At 61.9% G+C, this 18,986-nt stretch carries 11 protein-coding genes; 2 read left to right on the top strand and 9 right to left on the bottom strand.

Going from position 1 to position 18,986, the window contains the following annotated elements; translation table 11 throughout:
- Positions 1 to 78: 78 nt before the first annotated feature.
- From CPH63_RS13815 to CPH63_RS13775, 9 genes are all read right to left on the bottom strand, one after another.
- Positions 79 to 3,069, bottom strand: a complete 2,991-nt coding sequence (locus CPH63_RS13815; RefSeq protein WP_096303469.1) for a TrlF family AAA-like ATPase — start codon at positions 3,067 to 3,069, stop codon at positions 79 to 81.
- Positions 3,066 to 5,201, bottom strand: a complete 2,136-nt coding sequence (gene brxL / locus CPH63_RS13810; RefSeq protein WP_096303468.1) for a BREX system Lon protease-like protein BrxL — start codon at positions 5,199 to 5,201, stop codon at positions 3,066 to 3,068. Before brxL ends, CPH63_RS13815 begins: the two co-directional genes overlap by 4 nt.
- A 17-nt stretch (positions 5,202 to 5,218) precedes the next feature.
- Entirely contained in the window at positions 5,219 to 7,714 is a 2,496-nt protein-coding gene (gene pglZ, locus CPH63_RS13805; protein ID WP_096303467.1) for a BREX-1 system phosphatase PglZ type A, read from the bottom strand.
- Positions 7,707 to 11,189 carry a BREX-1 system adenine-specific DNA-methyltransferase PglX gene (gene pglX / locus CPH63_RS13800; RefSeq protein ID WP_096303466.1) on the bottom strand — a complete coding sequence of 1,161 codons (3,483 nt, stop codon included), beginning with the start codon at positions 11,187 to 11,189 and terminating at the stop codon, positions 7,707 to 7,709. Before pglX ends, pglZ begins: the two co-directional genes overlap by 8 nt.
- Positions 11,189 to 14,674, bottom strand: a complete 3,486-nt coding sequence (gene brxC / locus CPH63_RS13795; protein WP_096305156.1) for a BREX system P-loop protein BrxC — start codon at positions 14,672 to 14,674, stop codon at positions 11,189 to 11,191. Before brxC ends, pglX begins: the two co-directional genes overlap by 1 nt.
- Positions 14,675 to 14,679: 5 nt before the next feature.
- Positions 14,680 to 15,279 (bottom strand): DUF1788 domain-containing protein, encoded by a 600-nt coding sequence (locus CPH63_RS13790; protein ID WP_241895659.1) that lies wholly within the window; start codon positions 15,277 to 15,279, stop codon positions 14,680 to 14,682.
- Positions 15,276 to 15,896, bottom strand: a complete 621-nt coding sequence (locus CPH63_RS13785; RefSeq protein WP_096305154.1) for a DUF1819 family protein — start codon at positions 15,894 to 15,896, stop codon at positions 15,276 to 15,278. The genes CPH63_RS13790 and CPH63_RS13785 overlap by 4 nt, the downstream gene beginning before the upstream one ends.
- A gap of 65 nt (positions 15,897 to 15,961) precedes the next feature.
- Positions 15,962 to 16,168 carry a helix-turn-helix domain-containing protein gene (locus CPH63_RS13780; RefSeq protein ID WP_096303465.1) on the bottom strand — a complete coding sequence of 69 codons (207 nt, stop codon included), beginning with the start codon at positions 16,166 to 16,168 and terminating at the stop codon, positions 15,962 to 15,964.
- 239 nt (positions 16,169 to 16,407) lie between these two features.
- Positions 16,408 to 17,148, bottom strand: coding sequence for a M48 family metalloprotease (locus tag CPH63_RS13775; RefSeq protein WP_256385783.1), 741 nt, complete (start codon positions 17,146 to 17,148; stop codon positions 16,408 to 16,410).
- 116 nt (positions 17,149 to 17,264) lie between these two features.
- Here CPH63_RS13775 and CPH63_RS13770 point away from each other — a divergent pair, with 116 nt between their 5' ends.
- The gene (locus CPH63_RS13770; protein WP_096303463.1) at positions 17,265 to 17,453 is read left to right on the top strand and encodes a hypothetical protein; all 189 of its coding nucleotides are present in this window, start codon (positions 17,265 to 17,267) and stop codon (positions 17,451 to 17,453) included.
- A 103-nt stretch (positions 17,454 to 17,556) separates the two neighbouring features.
- Positions 17,557 to 18,816: a hypothetical protein gene (locus CPH63_RS13765; RefSeq protein WP_157749543.1), complete on the top strand. Its 1,260-nt coding sequence runs from the start codon at positions 17,557 to 17,559 to the stop codon at positions 18,814 to 18,816.
- The last annotated feature ends 170 nt before the right edge of the window (positions 18,817 to 18,986 follow it).

Genomic DNA, 18,986 nt, shown 5'->3' with positions numbered 1-18,986 from the left:
ACCAGAGTCAAGGATCCATCGCGATTCAGGTCAGCCAACTGCCCTAACTGCGGTACACCGGGGAGTACAGCAGCGATGCTATGGGATGTGAATCCTCAGACGTCGGGCTCGCTCTTCGAACGCATGCTGACCGCCTTCGAGGATCTCGCAAACCTGTTGCCGAATAGCTGGGTTCTCAAGGCCACCGCTGGTGTAGGTCATCACGGGTAGCCGCCCAGGCCGGTGCGCGCTGGCGCTCGCCACGATTACCTGGTCGGCGTCGGTGTTGACCACCAGGTTCGCGTTGTGGGTCACGATGATGATCTGGCGACGGCGCCGGGTTTCAACGAAGCGCCCGACCAACTCGTCGAAGATCGATTTTGGGTCGAGATTTTCCTCGGGCTGGTCAATGATCAGCGGCCGGTCGTCTGACTGGTCGACTGCCAAATACAGCAGCAGGAGCACGATGCCGCGCGTACCCGGCGAGAGCTGCTCGATCTCCACGCCGTCGTACTGCACGCCGTACTTGACAGAAATGTGATCAGAGTTGTTGAGCCAAGCAGCGACGTCGGCTGCCCACTTTCGGAAGGCCTGCTTATCCGAGCGCGGCGCCTTAGCTTGCTGGATGAAGTGTTGATCGTGCTCGTCGCGAAACTCCGCCATCGCCTCGGCGACGTCCGCGCTGGCACCAGACTCCCACGCAGATAGCAACTTTTCGCGCACCTGGTTCAGTAGCTCACCATGGCCACGAAACTCCCCGGTGCGCAGGTCCAACAGAGCTTCGCCTCGCTTCGCCCAGGCGTCGACATCGACCACACGTCGGACGCTGAACGTCAGCTTGCCCAGCGTCCCCTCCTCCGCACCGAGCACGCCCTTGAGAGGCGAATACATCGCCTCGAGCTGGGCCTGCTCCGAGGCGAAGCCGTCGAACAGAGAGGCGTAGGCCTGCTTGCGCTTGAGCATTAACGCCTTGACGCGGCCAGAGGCACCTTCGGCCTCCTGGATGCTCCGATCAAGAGAGACGATCGCCGCCTCAGTCTTGGCGATCTTGTCGTTGAGCGTCTGCAACTGTCTCTGCCGATTGGCATCCAGTCCGATCAGTTCACCGAGCCGCCATGCCTCAGCGCGAAGTGCATTGAGTGTCGCCTTCGACAGATCGGCGGTGTCAGCCACATACGGGCCTAGCTCATGTGCCGACTTGGCTGGCTTGGGGATCGCCGGGCCGACCAGATCGCCGATGGTTGTGCGCAACGCTGCAAGACGATCGCCGACAAGCCTGCCCGGATCGCCGCTGAAGCCCGGGTCGAAGTTCTGCCATTCGGTGGCCGTCAAGTCAGCACCGGCGTATTCGCGCTCGAGCTCTGCTCGGATGGCGGGCAGCCGTCGAACGGCGATGTCCTTGACAGCGTCGCCTAGGTCGGAGACCGACTTGTCTCGTCTCTTCAGGACGTCGACCTCGGCCTGTTTGGAGACGAGGGCTCCGTTGAGAGCTTCGAGCCGTTTGGCCCGCTCCTCGCCACCAACGACAACCAAGCCGCCGCGTGCCCGCTTGTCCTCAGCGAGGAGGCCGACAAGCCTGGCCCGCTCCTTCTCGAGGCCAGGAAGGTCATCGCCGGCAACTCGCTCAGCCTCGATCTGTTCGGCAAGACTGTCCATCTCATTCTGAGCGAATCGACGCAGGTCTCGTCCATGGCTCGCCCGCAGGTCTAAGAGCTCACGGAAGCTCGAAGCTCCCAAGCGATCCTCGTAGAGATGCGCCTCGAAGATCACGCGTTCGATCTCAGTCAGCAACTCGTCGGTGATGCCCTCCGATGAGCAGAGACGTTCGACGAACTGTTGCGAGAGATACTGAACGCGCGGCTCATCGTCCTCAAAAGACCAACTTGGCGGAAGATCAGAATCTGAGGCGGCGCCGTCCCCCCAGGCCAGAGCCACGTTGCTCCCGGCCAGGAGGTGTCCAGCCCGCTGCAGGAACGTCTGATCGGCCTCGTCCGTGCTGGAAGCTCCGGCGCCGGCCGCGATTAGGTCCGCGAGCGCTGTCTTGCCGGAGCCACGTGCGCCAATAATGGCGACTAGGCCAGGTGCAAGCGGGATCTCGGGCATCGCTACCCAGTCGGCGCCCGAGACGGTGATGCGGTCGATAACACGATAGTCGAGTGCGCCCTTGGGCGGACGATCAGCAACGATCACCCGATCCTTCGGCTCGAGACAAGCCTGGAGCAGAGACTCGAATGTGGTATCGCCCTTGACCCAGGTGTAGCGGTTCTCAGCGGGCTTGCCCACCGCTTCGAGCTTGTGGGCGTCACTGCCATGGATGCAAGCCTTGAGTCCGTCGTAGCGCTTCGTCAATTCCTCAACCCTGAGCGCGCCTTCCCCGACCCAGAAGTTCCGCTGCGCCGGGGAACTCGCAAAGATCACGCGAGCGAGTCGCTCGATCTCCACCCGGACAGCTTCGAGCGAGCCACCGGCATCGCGCACTCCAGAGGTGCCATCCGTGCTCCCAGCAGCCACACCGATGATGATGTTGCGCTGAGCCCAGCCGCTCTCCTCAAGGGACTGCTTGAGGTTCTCAAGACTCACCTTGAACAGATTGGTGCCTGCGGTCAGCGCCGCCCTCTCGTCGGTGATCGAGGGGTTGTGCGCCTTGCCCAATCGAATGAGGTCCGGTGGATCGCACACATACGACTCGCGGCCTGACGAGAACTTCAGGGTGCGCAGAAAGCGTCGAGTCTCCTCGACATGATTGGGGTCCACGGGCGAGACCAGCAGATGGATGTTGACTGGGTGGTCGCTCTTCGTCGCGGTCGGCAGGCGCAACTCGATGTTCGCGAAGATGACGCCCACGTCCGGGAGCCGACCCGCTATCTGGAAGTCACGCACCTTCTCGTACTCATCGACGGTGCAGTAGTCGGTGATGCCGAGGGCTTCGATCCGTGGCTCGGACTGCTCGAGCCGCGTTAGGTAGTCATCCCAGGCATCCTGGCCGAATTGATTATTCATCGCGGTGCCGGGCGTGTGGATATGCGGATCCCAGCGCCGCCAGACAGATCCGCGCGGGTCCGCCTGCGACTGAATCGGGTACGTATTCATTCGCTGGGCTCGCGGAGGTAGGTAATTCCGAATCCCTTCACCTCGCGGTACTTCTGGTACTTCGTTGCTAGATCGAAGGGGCTGTCGACCATCCGCTGGAAGATGTCGAGACCACGCCCGAGCAGGATCTTCCAGCCGGTGTCGGTGGTGATCGATCGGTCGTGAATGGCCTGGGGTTCGACCAGCTCGACATCAAAGACGATGCCAAGGACACCGGCGCTCTTCTTGATCTGCAGTAGGTACTCAAGCTGGCGCTGGAGCTTCTCGGGGCCGTCTTGGTTCTCGACGGTGACGAGCTTCAGCACGACCTCATCGGCAGGATCCTTTGTGCGCGCGATGCCCTCGACCAGCTCCATGAGATTCCTGGCCTGGTGGAACATCCGCACGTAGGGATCAACGATCGTGATCTCCCCCGCGCCCCCGAGATACGGCACAAGCAGCGACTCGAACGAGACCCCGCGCTGCCCTTCTTGATAGTCCCGGTGTCCCTGGAACAGCTCGGGCTCAGGCTTGGCGTCCGGCGGCTCTTCACCGTCTCCGGCATTGGCTGCCTCGGTCGTGCCGCCGAGTGGGTCGGCGTCGGCTCTCGCGTCCTCGCCGTCGTCCTCCGCCTCGCGCGCAACGCGGTAGTACGTCGGGTACTGATCTTCTTCCAGCGTGGTTACGGCATGCCAGGTGTCGTCGGTGTCCAGGTAGCCGAACTTGACGTCGGGCATGGTGGAGTCGATGCGCAGGATCTGGTCCTTGACCCGCTTGCGGCCCTCGATGGCGAACCGGAGGATCTCCTCGATCTCCTCCTTGGTGGCCTGGCCGTCCGGATACAGGATCTTCATCAGGCCGGAGAACGTCTTATGGATGCCGTCGCGGTCGCGGGTGGAGATGTCCGGCGAAAGCGTGAAGTGCTGCTGGTAGCGGTCGGAGTAGTCCTGCGAGCGCATCGACTTGAGGACTTCCGCGATGTAGTCGACGACAAAGCCGTAGCCGTCGGAGAACATCTCGCCGCGGATGATGTCGACTTCCCAGCCGGGGATGTAGTGGTGCAGGCGGTCGAGGAAGGCGGGGTCGTGGTAGGACTCGGGCAGTTCGTCGAACAGGTCAGAGTTCTTGAGCATGAACGGCACGGTGTGCGAGGTGTTGCCGATAAAGACCATTGAGGCTTCGGCACCGAGGGTCTCGACACCTCGGGAGAACGACTTGTTCGCCATGTAGTTCTTCATGATGTCGACAAGCGCCTTGTCCGTGCGCTTCTTCTTGCCGGCGAACTCGTCGAAGGCGACGACGTCCCAGTACCCCACCAAGCCCAGCCGCCCGTTGGAGTTGTTGACGAACAGCTTCGGGACGGTCACCTCCCCACCGGAGATCAACATCCCGTGCGGCGAGAACTCCGAGAAGATGTGGGACTTGCCGGTGCCCTTTGGGCCGAGCTCTACGAGGTTGTAGTTGCGCTCGACGAACGGAATGAGGCGCACGAGCTGGAAGAATTTGCCGCGCTTGCTGAACATCTCGGGGTTGAACCCGATGGACTGCATCAGGAGGTCGATCCACTCCTCCGTCGTGAACCCGCGACGGGCTGAGAGGTACTGCTCGACATCGAACTTCGACAGCTGGATCGGTTTGATCGAGCCGAGGATCCAAGGCACGGTGCGTTGGTCTTCGTTGTGGAAGTACTCGATGTCGCAGATGCACCAGACGCCGCCGACCAGCAGCTTGGGATGAGCCTTGATGATCGGCGAGTCAACGATCACGCCCTTGATGCCGAGGTTGGCAAACTCCGCCTCGTAGACGTCAGCCTTCTCGTTGAGGGAGACAGTGACCTTGTCGATGACCCGGTGTCGACCGCGTTCCTTGATCGTGGACTTAACCAGCTCCGACTCGCTGCGGTGCACATAGTGCTCGGCGAGGATCTTGCGAACGGTGTCGATGCCGGCCTGGATGGTGGCTTCATCATCGGAGGCGGCGTACTGCCCGAGCAGGTACTCCAGGACGTACGAGGGCACGATGGCGTTGCCCTTGACAGCTTTGACCAGGTCCTTGCGAACGACGACCCCGCCGAACAGCAGGTTGATCTTGTAGTCGAGGTCGCTCTGCTGCGGCGTACTTGCCTCGGGCGTCTCGTTCTCGGTTTCGCTCATCGTGCCTCCCGTCCTCTCTAGAAGTCGAAGTCCGACGTAAACGAACGCTTCAGCGTGTAGACCGCCTTGGCGAAGACCCGCCACTGGTTGGTGTTGGGGATCTGCTCTTCCAAGCGGAACTCCACGGCACGGTTGTTGTAGTCGCTCGACTCTTGGCTGAGCAGCATCTGCGCGCTCTGGTAGCGGTCGCGCTTGTCGGCGGAGATCTGATCGAAGGTCAGGTTCTCAAGGTTCGAGATGAGGGTCTCGCCGACATACAGCCCGGCTCGCAGGCTCCGTGGCTGAACCTTGTCGATAACCGGCTCCGTTTGGAACAGCCGCACCACAACCTGGCCGGTGGTGATCTTGTCGGACTCGGGCCAGACCTCGACGTTGACCAGCCTGGTGTCGCTCTTGCGCTTCTTGTTGACCGCCAACACGGGCACGACGATCTCCTGCAGCGTCGCTCCGCCGTGGACGAAACGTGAGCCGCCGCCGGCCACCCGCAGCCGGTGAATCGACTTGGGGATCTGGACTTCCAGGTCGCCATCCAGCCCGAGCTGGGCGGCCTGGAAGGTGGCGAAGGCGGGATCGACCTTGAGGCCCGTGCCGAGCACGAAACGCCGGTTGACGACCTTGATGTCGTCGCCCTGCGGCTGGGTCGAGAGGAAGAAGGTGTCGGCCAGGGCCTCGTCCTGGAAGAGGAAGCCGTGGTCGGCCGTGATGAAGATGTTGGTGGCGTTCGCGTTGGCCAGCCTCTTCACCAGGTCGACAATGTCGCGCAGCGTGTCCTCGACGGCCTCGAAGACCTGGCGCTCGGTGCCGGGCTTGTCCCCCGTGGCATCGATCCGGTTGTGGTAGACGTACAAGACCCGGTTCGCCTTGTACAGCTCGCGACGCTCGTCAGCGCTCAGGGCCTTGAAGTTCTCGGCCTGGATCGCCGAACCACCGACGGCGTCCAGGATCTTGCCTCGGTTTTCGGTGCTATTGGTCGGCTGGCCATCAGCCAGCACCGTCTTGGCGTCGGCCGAGTGCTTGAGCGTCGTGTGCGGCAGCAGCGCCGCCATGCCGAGCTGGGTGTAGCTAGGCAGCACGCCGAGGACGGCCTCCAGCTTGGCGTCGAAGCGGTCCTCCTGCCGGATGAGCGAGCCGAGCTCATCGGCCACCTCGTAGCGCATGGCATCGGAGATGATGACGACGGCCTTCTTGTCGCCGTCGCGCACCAACGGCTCGACGTAGCGGGAGTAGAAAGCGGTCTGGGAACGAAGCGCCGTCGAGCGCCACTTCTCGAGCTGGTCAACCTGCTGCTGCCAGGCGTTGCCCAGCTCGTAGACGAACTTGTTGGTGTAGCGCTTCTCGACCTGCTCACGCAGTGTTTCCAGAGGCTTGGGGTACTCAGCCGTGCGGGCGGCGAATACGAACTGCCGGTACAGCTGATCGATGCGGAACCACTCGCGCCGGTAGCGCTCCAGCCCGTCATCGAACGACTCTATGACGAGGTTCAGAGAACCCAGCTCGCCCAGTAACTCCGAGGCGCTCGCGACAGCCGTGTACAGCTGCTTATAGCCGTCGATCCAGACGCTGCTCTGCCGGGCGCGCACCACCTCGGCCACCTCGCGCGGCGTGACCGTCTGCTCGGCTACCGCCCGTGCTAGGTCGCTGATGATCTTCTGGTCCGTCTCCTCGAAGAGGTCCACGCTGACCAGATCACGGAAGCTGGCGTTCTCGATCTGCGACTTGTAGTCGAGGTCGCCGGAAGCCCGCTTGGCGAGCGTCGCCATAGCCTGCTGGCTACGTCGGTCATTGCGCAGGCTGGCGAAGTCGAGCTGGATATTCTGCAGTCCACCCGGCCGATCTGACTTGAAGCCCTCGATGGCCTTGCGGAAGATCCACAGCACCAGGTCATCGATGCTCGGCGAGGACGACTTGTACCCGTATATCCGAGCGACGCCCTGCCAGTAGAAGTCAACGAGGGCGTAGTCGACCAGGGCGTCGTACTTGGCATGACCCCCTCGCCCGTTCTCTGTCAGGAGCGTGCGCGTGATCTCCAGCAAGCTGTGCTCGCGCTGCCCGAGCACCACCGCGCTGATCTTGGCTCGCAGCCTGGCAGCATCGTCGTCAGGACTGAGCAGTGCCTTGAGGCTCTGGACGCGCTTACCGGCGTTGAAGAACTTCTCGTGTGCCGCGACAACCTCGCCGATGCCGTCGCCTGCCAGGCCGAGATCCTCTGAGACCAGAGCGGTGCGGTCGGCAGTGAACACCCCGTAGGCCAGCTCCAGGTCGAGCAGCCAGTCGCCGATGCCACTCGGCAGCGGACCAGTGCGGTAGACCAGGAATCGGTCCTCCGGTTCGTCGTGCAGCAGCCGGTTCTTAATCGCGAACTCGTCGTTGACGACCCGGAGAGTCTCGATGCCAGCCAGGTCGAGCCCGTCCAGATCCGCGGCGTACTGGCCGTCCGGGTCGTGCCAAAAGACGACTCGGCGGGTCTCGAACCAGCGCAGCAGGTGCGGGCGGACCGTGGCGGCGTCACTCATCGCTGGCCTCAAGCCCGGGGATCTTCTTCAACGCCGCACCGAACTTCGGGTAGTTCGCCTTCACGCCGTCGTCCAGATCGATAGCCAGCTGCCGCGACGCCAACGGGTAAAGCACGTCGTGCTCATACTCCTCGAGTTCCACCAGCACCTTGCGAAGCCGGTCCGCCTCCTTCTGGGCCGCCGCTTGCTGACGTGGCGACTCACCACTAGCGGCCAAAAGTTCCTGCTGGTGCAGGCTCGACGAGAGCTTCACCTGGAACTCGCGCAGGTACTCGTTGAGCACCGTCGAGACTGTGGACGGCGTATAGCGATGCATGTAAATGAGGGCGTTGAACGAACCCGCGGGGGATGAGAACAGCCAATAAATTGGACGCTTTTTATAGCGCTGAACGTGGTCGCTGTAGAACGACTTCACGAAGTAGTCCCGGATGTCTCGCACGCCTAGCGACTCTGTGACGAACCGCAGGTTCCTCTCGAAGTGCTCCTCCCCAAATGCCGTGCGGAGGAAGGCCCGGAACCGCCCGACGATGTCGTCCTCAAACCAGTCGCCATCCACAACGGGGATGACGTTGTCCGCGTCAGGCTTGAAGCTTGGCGCGGGCACCTTGGCAAGGTAGTCCCGCAAGGTCGCACCCTGATCTGCGAGGACGAGTCCGCCAATGTCTAAGCCGTAACGACCGAACATGCAACCCACTGCATATGAAACCAGATCACGGATGGCCATGCGCGGGTCGGTCTCGCCGATCACTATCGACGCAGGATCGACCTCGCTCGTCATTTCGTTATGCAGTCCGTATTCAGTGATCCAGAGTTCATTATTCCGCTCTTCGATCCGTCGGAGATCTTGTCTATCCTCAATTTGCTTGGCGACAAACTGCCCGGCCGTGTCCTCGAGCGGACGGCCGTATTTATGTATGGCGACAAGCGGGCTGCCGACGAAATCCCACGAAACCTCGCGTTCATCCCAATCTTGGCGCGCTAAGCGCACTGCTTGATCCGCCAGATCCGCGGCTTCTCGGAGCCCGCGCGTCGAAGCGGAAAATGGTAATTGGGCAATATCGCCCGATAGGAAGTGCATCGTTGGGTTCAATACTCGCAGCATTGCGGCTGCAGTTTTCGAATTGAGAAAGGCAAGTACGGCGAGCAAGTGATCAGATGATGGAAAACAGGCAGATCCCGTGCCATTAAAGAGCTGGCCGCCTAAACTCAACCTAGCCGTAAACTCTCCGGACGAAAATTCACCCCAATTCACGTTTGGTTTGAATATGTAGTCAAGGTTGAAGTTGGTAGCCCAGACACGGTCTTCGGTCGGGTGACGCTCGTTCTGTAATCGATTTCCGTCGTCCAACCAATCAACAACATGGCTCATGTTCCCCCACCATCTCCGTGCTGCTCCACCCTTGATGAAGGCGAACCACCGCAACTGTGATCGTTGGGCATCGACTCGGGATTCGAACCTGTCAAGGCCGCAGTTCCGCGCCGACACTTCAGACCAAGTACGAATGAATTCGTCATTCCGGGCTGTAATCATTCCTTTTCGCGCTTCTGCAATAGCGCCGAGGGGCACACGGTTCTTGAAGTTGTCCAACATTTCGTCGGAAAGCCAGTAGGCAATCGGCGACCCCGCGATGCCCTCGAATCGTTGGGCGCTCACCACCCGCTTGAATTCATTCGAGGTGGGGAATTCGATTGGCACGCCCGCGGAGTCCGTTTCGAAATACCGGATCGACTGATAGTTGCCACGTAGTTCATCTGAGCGTGAGTTCAAAAAGACGGTTGCGCAAGTACCGAAGTTGATGCCCATACTTGTGCCACCCTTACCGAGGTACGGAAGGTGAACCATTGACGCGATTGTCCGTGATTCAAGTAAAGACTTACGAAGCACTGCATATCCGCCGAGGAACATCCACGTCTCCATGGTTATCAAGGCGGCGTATCCGCGTTCGACCGTGAGCGACAAAGCTCTTTCGATAAACATGGCAAACAGGTCTGCCTTGCTTCTTGGATAGAGCCGCTTCGCCGCGGCCTTTAGCTTGGGATCCATGTTGCCATTGCCCATGTATGGCGGGTTCGCCACGACGACCGCGTACTTTGCGGCAAGGAACCGCGCTTGTAGGAGAACGCGTCGCGCCCGCGCGATTGTGTCCACCCTATAGATGTCGCCGTGATCATCGAGTGACTCGACGTGAGGAATCAGGCGGGCGGTCAGGTCGGCATCCGCGTTAATCAACGAGCCGAGCGTGTCTGCCTCAGCAAACTGGTTCCAGAAGGCACTCTCTTCGCGGCGGCCTCCGCCAGGAGTTGCAAGAAAGTTCAACTCTTCGGCGCCAAATGAGATTGGTTCGATTACACCGATGTTTACTTCGACCTGCTTGTTCAAGAAGGTACGTTGCTTGGCGCGGGCCTTCATTGTCAACGCGAACGCCGCCAGTGCGCCAGCACGCGGATCGATCTCGGTTCCGTAGAGGTTGTGGACGAGGATCAGGCCTGGGATCTCTGCGGGGCTATAGCCCTCCTCCTCGTATATCAGGTAAAGCAGATCGAAGGCGTAGGTGAGCATGTGGCCCGACCCGCAGGCCGGGTCGATCACCTTCAGCTCCTCGGGGCAACTGATGTTGAGAAAGCTGAGCTCCTCGTCTATTGGTGCGATGTAATACGACATCTGTGCAACGAGGTGCGAGGAAGGTCGGTTGAGCATCCACAAGCGCCCGAGGGAGTTCTCCACCAGGTAGCGAACGATCCAGTGCGGCGTGAACAGCTGCGTCGCTGCGGGGATCTCGTCTGCTCCGGCCTTCTTGTTCTTCTTAAAGCCGGCGAAGACCTCGTCTTTCCGCTCCGAAATGTAGAACTGGTAGAGCCAGCCGATGACCTCGACGTCCTGGCAGACGTCCTTGGTGAGCACCCTGACCGCGCGGCTTGGCACCGAGTCGTCAGCCAGAAGATTGGCCGGAACGAGCAGCTCGGTGAAGTCGCCTTCCCGCTCGAACATGAACGGCATGGCGCGGTTCCAATAGCGGCAATAGTCCGCGAGCAGGAGGGCGTACGCCTCCCCCTGCGCGTCGTCGCTGCGCCGGGAGCCGTTGAGCAGAGCCGTGACCGTGTCGCGGATCTTGGGTCCAACCACTGCGGCATCGATGTTGCCGCGCTTAGCTTCGGCAAGCACCTCGGGCTGGCCGGCCTCTACGCCTACCTGCGGGGAGACGACACCGACCCCGGTGTAGCCGTTGGCGTCCATGAACCGCAGGGCGATGATCCGGTTGAACCACGTGTAGGCGACTTTGTCAGCGACGGCTGCTCTGCCCTTGTCACCCCCGCCCGCTACCTCGACAGCCTTCTCCAGGTCTTCAACGGACTTGGGTTTCTCCACCCGCTCCAGCGACGCAGGGGCAATCACGAGGGCGATCCGAGCGGTCACCTCGCGGATGAGCGCTGTGCGGGCCCAGGTGGCAAACGACTTCAGCGGCGCGGTTTCCATCAGAGAGAGATTCGCTTTCCGGCGTTCAGAGTCTGGACGAGAGCTGTACGGAGAGCGCTCAGGTAGCGGTCGACGTCCGGCTCGGTCTCCAGGACCCCGGAGACGCCGGTGGCCGAGATTGTCTTGACGGACACGGTCTGCTTCGACGGTGGTTGCGTACGGCCGTCGCCACCACCGTTGTCGGTGTGGGGCTGCGCATCGGCCAGCTGGTCGAGCAGCCCCGGGTAGATGGTCTCCTCGAAGCTCGACCCGGTCTCGCGAATGAGGGCGATCTGGTTCAGGGCCCGCACACGGGCGATCGTCTGGTCGACCCGGCGCAGCACACTCTCCTGGGCGGCCGAGGTCGCCTTGGCATGGAACGCGCTCGCTTCGATCTCGGCCTTGCGACCCTCGATCGCCTCGACGACCTCGGTTCGATTTCTGGCGACGACGCCTTCGATCAGAGTGCGCAGCTGGTCAGTGGCTTGCTTGAGCTGCGCCATCTTGTTGCCGCGGAAGGCATTCGGGTCTTCCAGCGCTGCTCGTACCGGGACCTCGATGTCGGGCGGCAAGTAGCCAAGGTTGCTGCTGTTGGTGGTGAGAAGATCGGCGGCCTCGTCGAAGATGACCTTCTGACCTCCGCTGAGGAACGCGCGGATCGGGTCGATGGTGCTCTCCTTGGCGTCGAGCAGCTCGTCGCCATTGTTGAAGTCGGTCAGGTACCAGTCGTCAGGTTTGCCGACCACCTGGTCGAGCAGGTCGATCGGCGCGGAGAGTTGGGCCACGAACGGGTACTTGGAGCCAGTGACCGTGGCTTTGAGCTCGTCGCGCTTGGCCCTGAGCTTGTCCGCGCCGTGGCGAGCGAGTTCCAGCGGATCCTTCGGGGTATTGCCCTCGTCGAAGAAGTCGGCGCAGAACTTACGGAAGGCTGCCACCTTGCGTTCGTCGAAGGTCTTCTGTGGTGCCACGACGGCATGCGCATGCTTCTGCGTATTGCGCAGGGCCGTCGCGACTTCAGAGCGCTTGAGGACGTTCCCATCGACCGTCAGCGTGACCTTGGAGGTGCCAATCAGGAAAGCGATCAGGACCTCGATCGAGGCCAGGTCCCACCCGTAGGGCTTGGCCGTGAACGTGTCGACGATGGTCTTCACCGTGACCTGCTCGCCGAGGGTCTCCTTGCGCAGTACGAAGGACAGCACTTCTTCCGACGGCGCGAACAGCTTGCTGCCGGTTTCGGCGTCGAACAGCCCGCCGTCCGGGTTGGCGGCTCCGGCAACCTGCTGCTCGCTGTAGGTCGTACCCCCAAGCAACTTGAGCTGCGTGTAGACGCGGCTGATGAGGTCCTGGAAGCCGTCGCTCACCCGAGCCACGGCGTCCTGCGAGCTGGAGGTGATATCTGCTGCATTGATGATCAGAGCGGACTTGCCGACCGAGGTCTTGACGCGCTGGATGAGCTCCTTCTCGCGGTCGATGTTCTGTGCACCCTTGGTCTGCAGGATCTGACCCTCTATGGCGGAGTTCGAGGTGCCCTGCTTGCGCTTGATGTACTTCTCAGTCTTGATCAGCAGCCGCAGGTCTGCAAGAACCCGGGCGTCCGGTTCAAGGATGACCCGCAGCTCGTCCTTGCCCGCGCTGTGCATGCGGATCTCGTCGGGCGTGTACGGGTACTCGGGCGAGATGAAGTGGACCGCCAGCTCTTTCTGGGAGCCGTGGGCCTGGTCGTCGAGCTTGAAGCCGAACGGGAAGTCCTGCCCGTTCTTGGCGTAGCGGATCTTGCTCGTCTTGATGATGTCACCGGACAGGATCTTGAACAGCCGACCGCCGACCTCGGAGGCGTCGATCTCGACGTTCTTGATCTCTTCCTCGATGACCTGCTCTTCGTTGGTCAGGTACTCGTAGGTATTGCCGCTCCGCTGGATGTAGGTCTGGGTCTCCAGAACGGTCAGGGCTTCCTTGACCTGCTCGGACAGCGCCGGGAGGTCGAGGCCGAAGCGGTCGTAGACCAGCACGGTGAGGTTGCGCGGAGTGGCCTGGAAGCTCTCGACGTATTTGACGAGAAACAGTGCCTTGAGCAGGCGGACTGCCAACGGGTTGTCGAGGTTCCGTTCGGCGACGTCGATCGAACGCTGCGCGGCCGATTTCAGCGAGGCACGGATGCCGGCGAACATGCTGTCGAAGGTCGCGAGCTGGCCGACCTCGACGTTGCCGATGTCCTTGGCGACCTGCTGGACGACGCCGAGCATGGAGCGCTCACCGACCGAGCTATTGCGGCCTTCGAAGACGTTGTGATCGGAGATGCCCTCGATCGCAGCCTGGAACAGTGGGAATTGGTAGCTGACGAATGGGTAGGTCCCGACGAAGTGGGCCTCGTCGGTGTAGTTGCGGTAGGACTTAGCGCCATCGACGAAGTCGAACAGCGTCTTGAAGTTGGCGTGCTGGTCGGCGTAGATCGTGGCGAGCGCGCTCACGCCTGCGTCGTTCTTGTCCAGCAGACGCTTGCGGATGACTTCCTCGACGTCGGCGCTGGTCAGCTTGAGGCGGATCTTGAACCGGGCTTGGATCTTGGAGAAGTCGTTGCCCTGCTGGCGGGTGCGGTCACCGATGACCTTTTCCATGTCCTCCTGGCTGGTCACGAACACCCACGAACGTCCGCCACACTTCGTGTTGAGCGACTCGGCGATGGTCTGCAGGTTGAGCATCAGCTTGGTGTCGGAGCCGATGAACTGGCCGACCTCGTCAACGTAGAAGTTCAGCCGGAAGGCCGGGTCGTCCTGCTTGTCCAGCCAGGCCTTGACCTCGTCGGCGAAGTCCTCGATCGAGACCGAGTACGAGGCGCTGTACTGCCGGATGATGCCGTCGGCCGTTCCGCCGTTGACCTCGGCGAAGGCTCGGTCGATGCTTGGCCCTTCCAGGGCACTCTGCTCTCGTCCCTGGTTCCACGGGATGCCGGCGATTCGCTCGAAGACGTCCTGGAAGGCCTGGTATTGGCCGCGGCTGTCCAGGTCGCGCTCGAACCGGGCGACGTGGCCCTGGTTGCCGTAGTAACCCCGGCTCTCGTCGAAGACCTTGACGAACACCTTCAGCAGGGCGTCCGTCTGGTCCTTGGAGATCAGAGTTGCCTTCTGATCGATGTTGAACAGCAGGCTCTTGCCGGGGATGCGGTCGGCCTTGTTGAGCAGACCGGGCAGGAACGCGTCGAGCGTCTTGGCGCGGAAGCTGTCCGAGACGTTCTGGCGCGGGTAGTCCTGGCCTTCGACGTCACCCAACAGGTGGGCCAGCATCTTGAGCATGTGCGACTTACCGGAGCCGAAGAAGCCGGAGATCCACACGCCGTTGGCGTTGGTATAGGAGGTGTACTCCTCCAGCAGGACCTCGAGACCCTTGGCGGCCTCGTTTGTCAGGACGTACTCATCGACCTCAGTGCCGAGGTGCGCAGCGTCATCAGCCTTGATGACGCCCTCGATCGGACGCTGAATGTCCTTGGCGAAGATCTGGTCGAGCTGCATCGAGCTCACGCCTCCTGTTCCAGGATGTTCTTGGCTCGGTAGTACTGGTCGTCCTTGAGCCGACCGAACAGCACGAGCGATGAGCCCAACGTGTCGGACTGCTCGTAGCGGCCCGGGAAGAACATCAGCATCGGCCGGCCCTTGACCACCGACTGCAGGTTGTTCAGCACGTTGTGCGAGCGGATGTACGGAAAAACCTCACCAATGCCGGTGAGGAAGAAGATGTCGAACGTCGCGCCGGCCAGCCGGTCGCGGATCGCCGGAGCGATGTGCAGGTGCGGGTCCAGCATCCCCTGCAACATTTCGCGAAAGTCGTCCTTGTCGAGGCCCGGCTCGGCAGCGCTAACCCGATCCCAGACGTTCCGCTCCTGGAGCAGCTCGACCGATAGGTCGTAGAGGTTGATCTCGAAGATCGTCACTCCAGCGCCGGCAAGCCGGTTCTTGATCCGCTTCTTGGCCGCAGCCACAGTCAGCGCGTCCTCGGGCGGGTAGGGGTATATGAAGAATGGGACCTCGTTGCCGAGCCCTTCCATCTCGAGGAACCGGCGGCCACTGAGTACAGCGAACAGGTGCTCCTCCTGCTCGGGCAGCGTCTTCGGGATCACGACACGGCCCCTTGCTGGGTCGGGAAGAAGCGCACGTCACTCGGCGTGCGCGCACTCAACCTGGCTGCGACCCGCTCGGACAGCACTGCAGGCAGGATCGTTCCGGCGTCAGACAGCAGGTCCGCCTCACGCAGCATCTTGAACACGTTCGAGCGCAGCTTCTGCAGCGTCGAATCCTTGAGAGCGACTAGCTCTTCGTGCCACAACCCCTTGGCCCGGACGAAACTGTCGAACTCCTCGTAGCCGAAGGTCTGGGCAAGCAGTAGGTACCGCTCCCGGAGCACCTCCTCGGCGAACTCGCCGATCAGCTCATAGCGGCGGCACGCTGCCACCCACATGAGGTGCGCACGCTCCGAGGCGGTCGCCTCGACCAGCAGCGCAACCTCCTCATCGGTCAAGACCGATAGCCGCTTAACCGTCTCGCGGACGAGCCGGACACCCGTGCTGTGCGTCCGGGCCTGCAAGAGGTTGCCTTCGACAGCGTCGTCCCGGACCTGCTCCCAACCTCGCCCGTCGATGAACAGCGGAGCTAGGAGCGCGCCCTCGCGGGTGAGGAGAGCACCCGTCGTGAACGACAGCGCGTAACGACGAGGCGGCATCGTCGGTGCGTCATTCATGGCTCCCCCTCTCTGGATCGCAAAGTTCTTCAGGCTATCGACGGCTACCGACAGATTCCGGCCCGTCACGAGACACCGGGGACGACGTCATCACCCGGCGAAGCGGCGCTGCCGCTCCGTACCCATTCGTCGACTTCGCTGGCTTGGAACTTCCACAGGCGGCCCACCTTGTGGGCAGGCATGCCCTTTTCAGCGATCCACGCGTAGACCGTGTCTTTTGTGACTCCAAGGTGTGTCGCGATGCCATCGGCAGAAAGCCAAGGTTCGGCCACTAAGGAACCTCTCAGGTACTGGTCGCAGCAGGTACATACTCTTCGGACCCGCACCTTACAGGAAGTAGCCGGTTGTCACCTGCTTTGACCGGGTTCTTATGGCTCAGGCTCGGTCTGGTGCTCGTACGCGACGAATGCGGCGGAGAACGGGCTGGCCCTCAAGATCCAGCTGGACCTAATCGTCGGCCGCCTGGGCGTTACGTCGCGGTCGGCTAAAAATCGGCTGGATGAAGCCCGGCTCAGACGCGGCCGGGCGCACCGCCCAGCGCCTCGATCCGACGGCCCATCTCGGGGTGGCGGCTCAGCAGCCGAGCCACCAGGCCTGCGCGCCGCCGCTGCATGCCAACGAGGACCTGCAGTGCGCCCGCCAGTTGCGGCGCTACGCCGACGTCGGCGGCATACCGATCGGCTGCGTACTCGCTGCGACGACTCACCGCGGCATCGGCCAGCGGACACGCCATTGCGCAGAACGCGACCGCACTGAGCACGACCGCGACGGCCCACTGCCGTTGCTGCACCGCCTGGACGACCGCGACCGCCACCCCGGCGAGCGCGACCAGCCCCAGCAGCCGCAGCGGTTGCCGCCGCCCGACCGTGGCCAGCCCGATCACGATCACCAGCCGGGAGGCGAACCGCCACGGCAAGGCAAGCCACATCGTGACGAGCGCGAACTTTGTTGCTCTCGTAACGTGGTGGCCCAATTCGTGGGTCAGGATGGCCACCAGATACTCCTCGCCCAGCCGGCGTGCTTGAAATTTCGCAAGTACGCCGGTGGTGACCGCGACACTGCGGCCACCGGCCGCGAACGCGTTCGGCTCACGGCTGCGCTGCACGTAGAGGTCCACCTCGCTCGCGGCCATCCCGGCCCGAGCGAGCGCTGACGACCACGCCCGAGCCAGCAGCGCTACCTGTGCCTTGGTCGGCCGACGAAAACCGGCACCAACTCGGACTGCGACACGCTCAGATACCAAGCTGACCATAGGCCAGGCAGCCAAGCAGAAGCGGCTCAATCGGCGCGCTTGGCCAGATCTCTTCATCGTCAAGAGCACGTTCTTCGAGGGAATGATCAGCCCCATGCGCCGGCCTCTTCCTCGAGTTGAAGCGAGAAGGAACGCGACTCAAGAAGCGCAACGGTGACTGGGCTAGTGAGCACATCGAGGAGCAGGCGGCCGTGCTCGGCCAGCTCCAGGACCAGGGCTACTACGCGGTATTCGCCGTGGGGTACGACCAGGCTGTCGAATACATCGAAGAATATCTCGGAACCCCGCAAAGTACGACGTTTTGAGCCTTGCGCATTCGCGCGCGATGCCCATAGTCTACCGTCAACATTGTATGTTTCTTGGGGGGAACATATGCGCCTATCGCGCTCTCGTACCATCATCGCTTCCGTGGCCGCCATCGCCACAGTCACAAGTGCGGCCATCATACTGACAACAACACCAGCCGGTGCCACTCCGCTGGCCACGTCCACGGTCTGCGGAGCGCACCCAGGCGAGACGGCAGCGACCGGTCAGCTGTGCGTCACCATCGACGAGGTGAGCAGCGGCAGCTACACGGCCGAACTCAAGGGCACGAATCTAAGCCTCAGCGTCATCATCTCTGGGCTGAATGTGGCCACCCCGGTCGGCAACTGGCAGTCGGAAGGAGATTTCGAACAAGACAAGACCTGCACGGGGCACAACGACTGCAGCTATGACTACACGTTCTCGTACTTCAGCGCCCCTGGGTACGCTGGCACAGCCACGCTCGTGGAGGGTGCGGACAGCGCCTCCTGGCCTCCCATTGCTGTCACCTTCGCGAACCCCGGCGTGGCAGCCACCCCCACGCCTTCTCCGTCCCCGACTCCTACGATTGTCCCGGCACCGTCTCTCACGGCCGGCGTGTGCAGACCTGACGGGTCCTACGACGTCATAGTGCATACCGCGATAGACGTGACCTTCGAACACGCCCAAACAATCAGTGACGGCGACAGCTTCGTCCAGCTTCATTACAGCCCAGGCGAAACCGTGACCTTCAGCGTCCCCAGTGGGGCATACAGATTCCCCAACGGTGACTTCGATGTGGATGTCGCGGTACCGAACTGCATCACGGCAACGCCTTCCCCAACGGCCAGCCCGAGTCCAACGCCACAGCCCACCCCGGTCCCTACTCCGGCACCCTCACCGATCAGCACGCCGCCTAGTGGACGTCACAGCTACACACTGAGCGGCCTCGCGTACCTCGGAGGCTTCACTGTTCCGGTCAAGGGAACGATCAGCCTGGATGTCACTGGCACCAACGTCAAGGGAACGTTCTCTGTCTCCCCTGCCTCGTTCACGTACAACCTCTACGGCTGGGTACCAGTGAGCGTCACCCTCAAGTTTGTGACTGGGCCGGCTACCGGCACTGTCTCTTCGCAGGGCGCGTACAGCTTGAATGTGCCGGTCAGTCTCGCGGTGCCGTCTGCCAAGCTGCTCGGCTTCTACTCGCTGGTGCCGTACGCTACGAGCTGCAAGTCAGCTGGCCCCTCGACGCTGGCAATAACCCAGTCGAGTAAGACGGTCGTCGGACAGTCGACACTCAAGCCGATAGCAGGTTGCGGGATGATTCAGCCGCTCATCGGGCAATTGGGTGGGACTACTCTGTCGGCGGTGTTTAACGTCAAGTAATTAGATTGGGTATTGCAATTGGTAAAGAGGATAATGTGGGTTTAACTAAATCGGAAATTGTCGAATGAAGAAACCGTATCCACATTATCTTCGCAACAGCCGTACTCCTAACTGCAGCAGGTGCTGTTGTGGCTGCGTCGCCTCACCAGGAGTCCGCACAGTCCGCCCAA

It is taken from the genome of Jatrophihabitans sp. GAS493 (assembly GCF_900230215.1).
Lineage (GTDB): Bacteria > Actinomycetota > Actinomycetes > Mycobacteriales > Jatrophihabitantaceae > MT45.
Note: the sequence above shows the minus strand (reverse complement) of the source record. Positions and strands in the feature narration are given on the sequence as shown.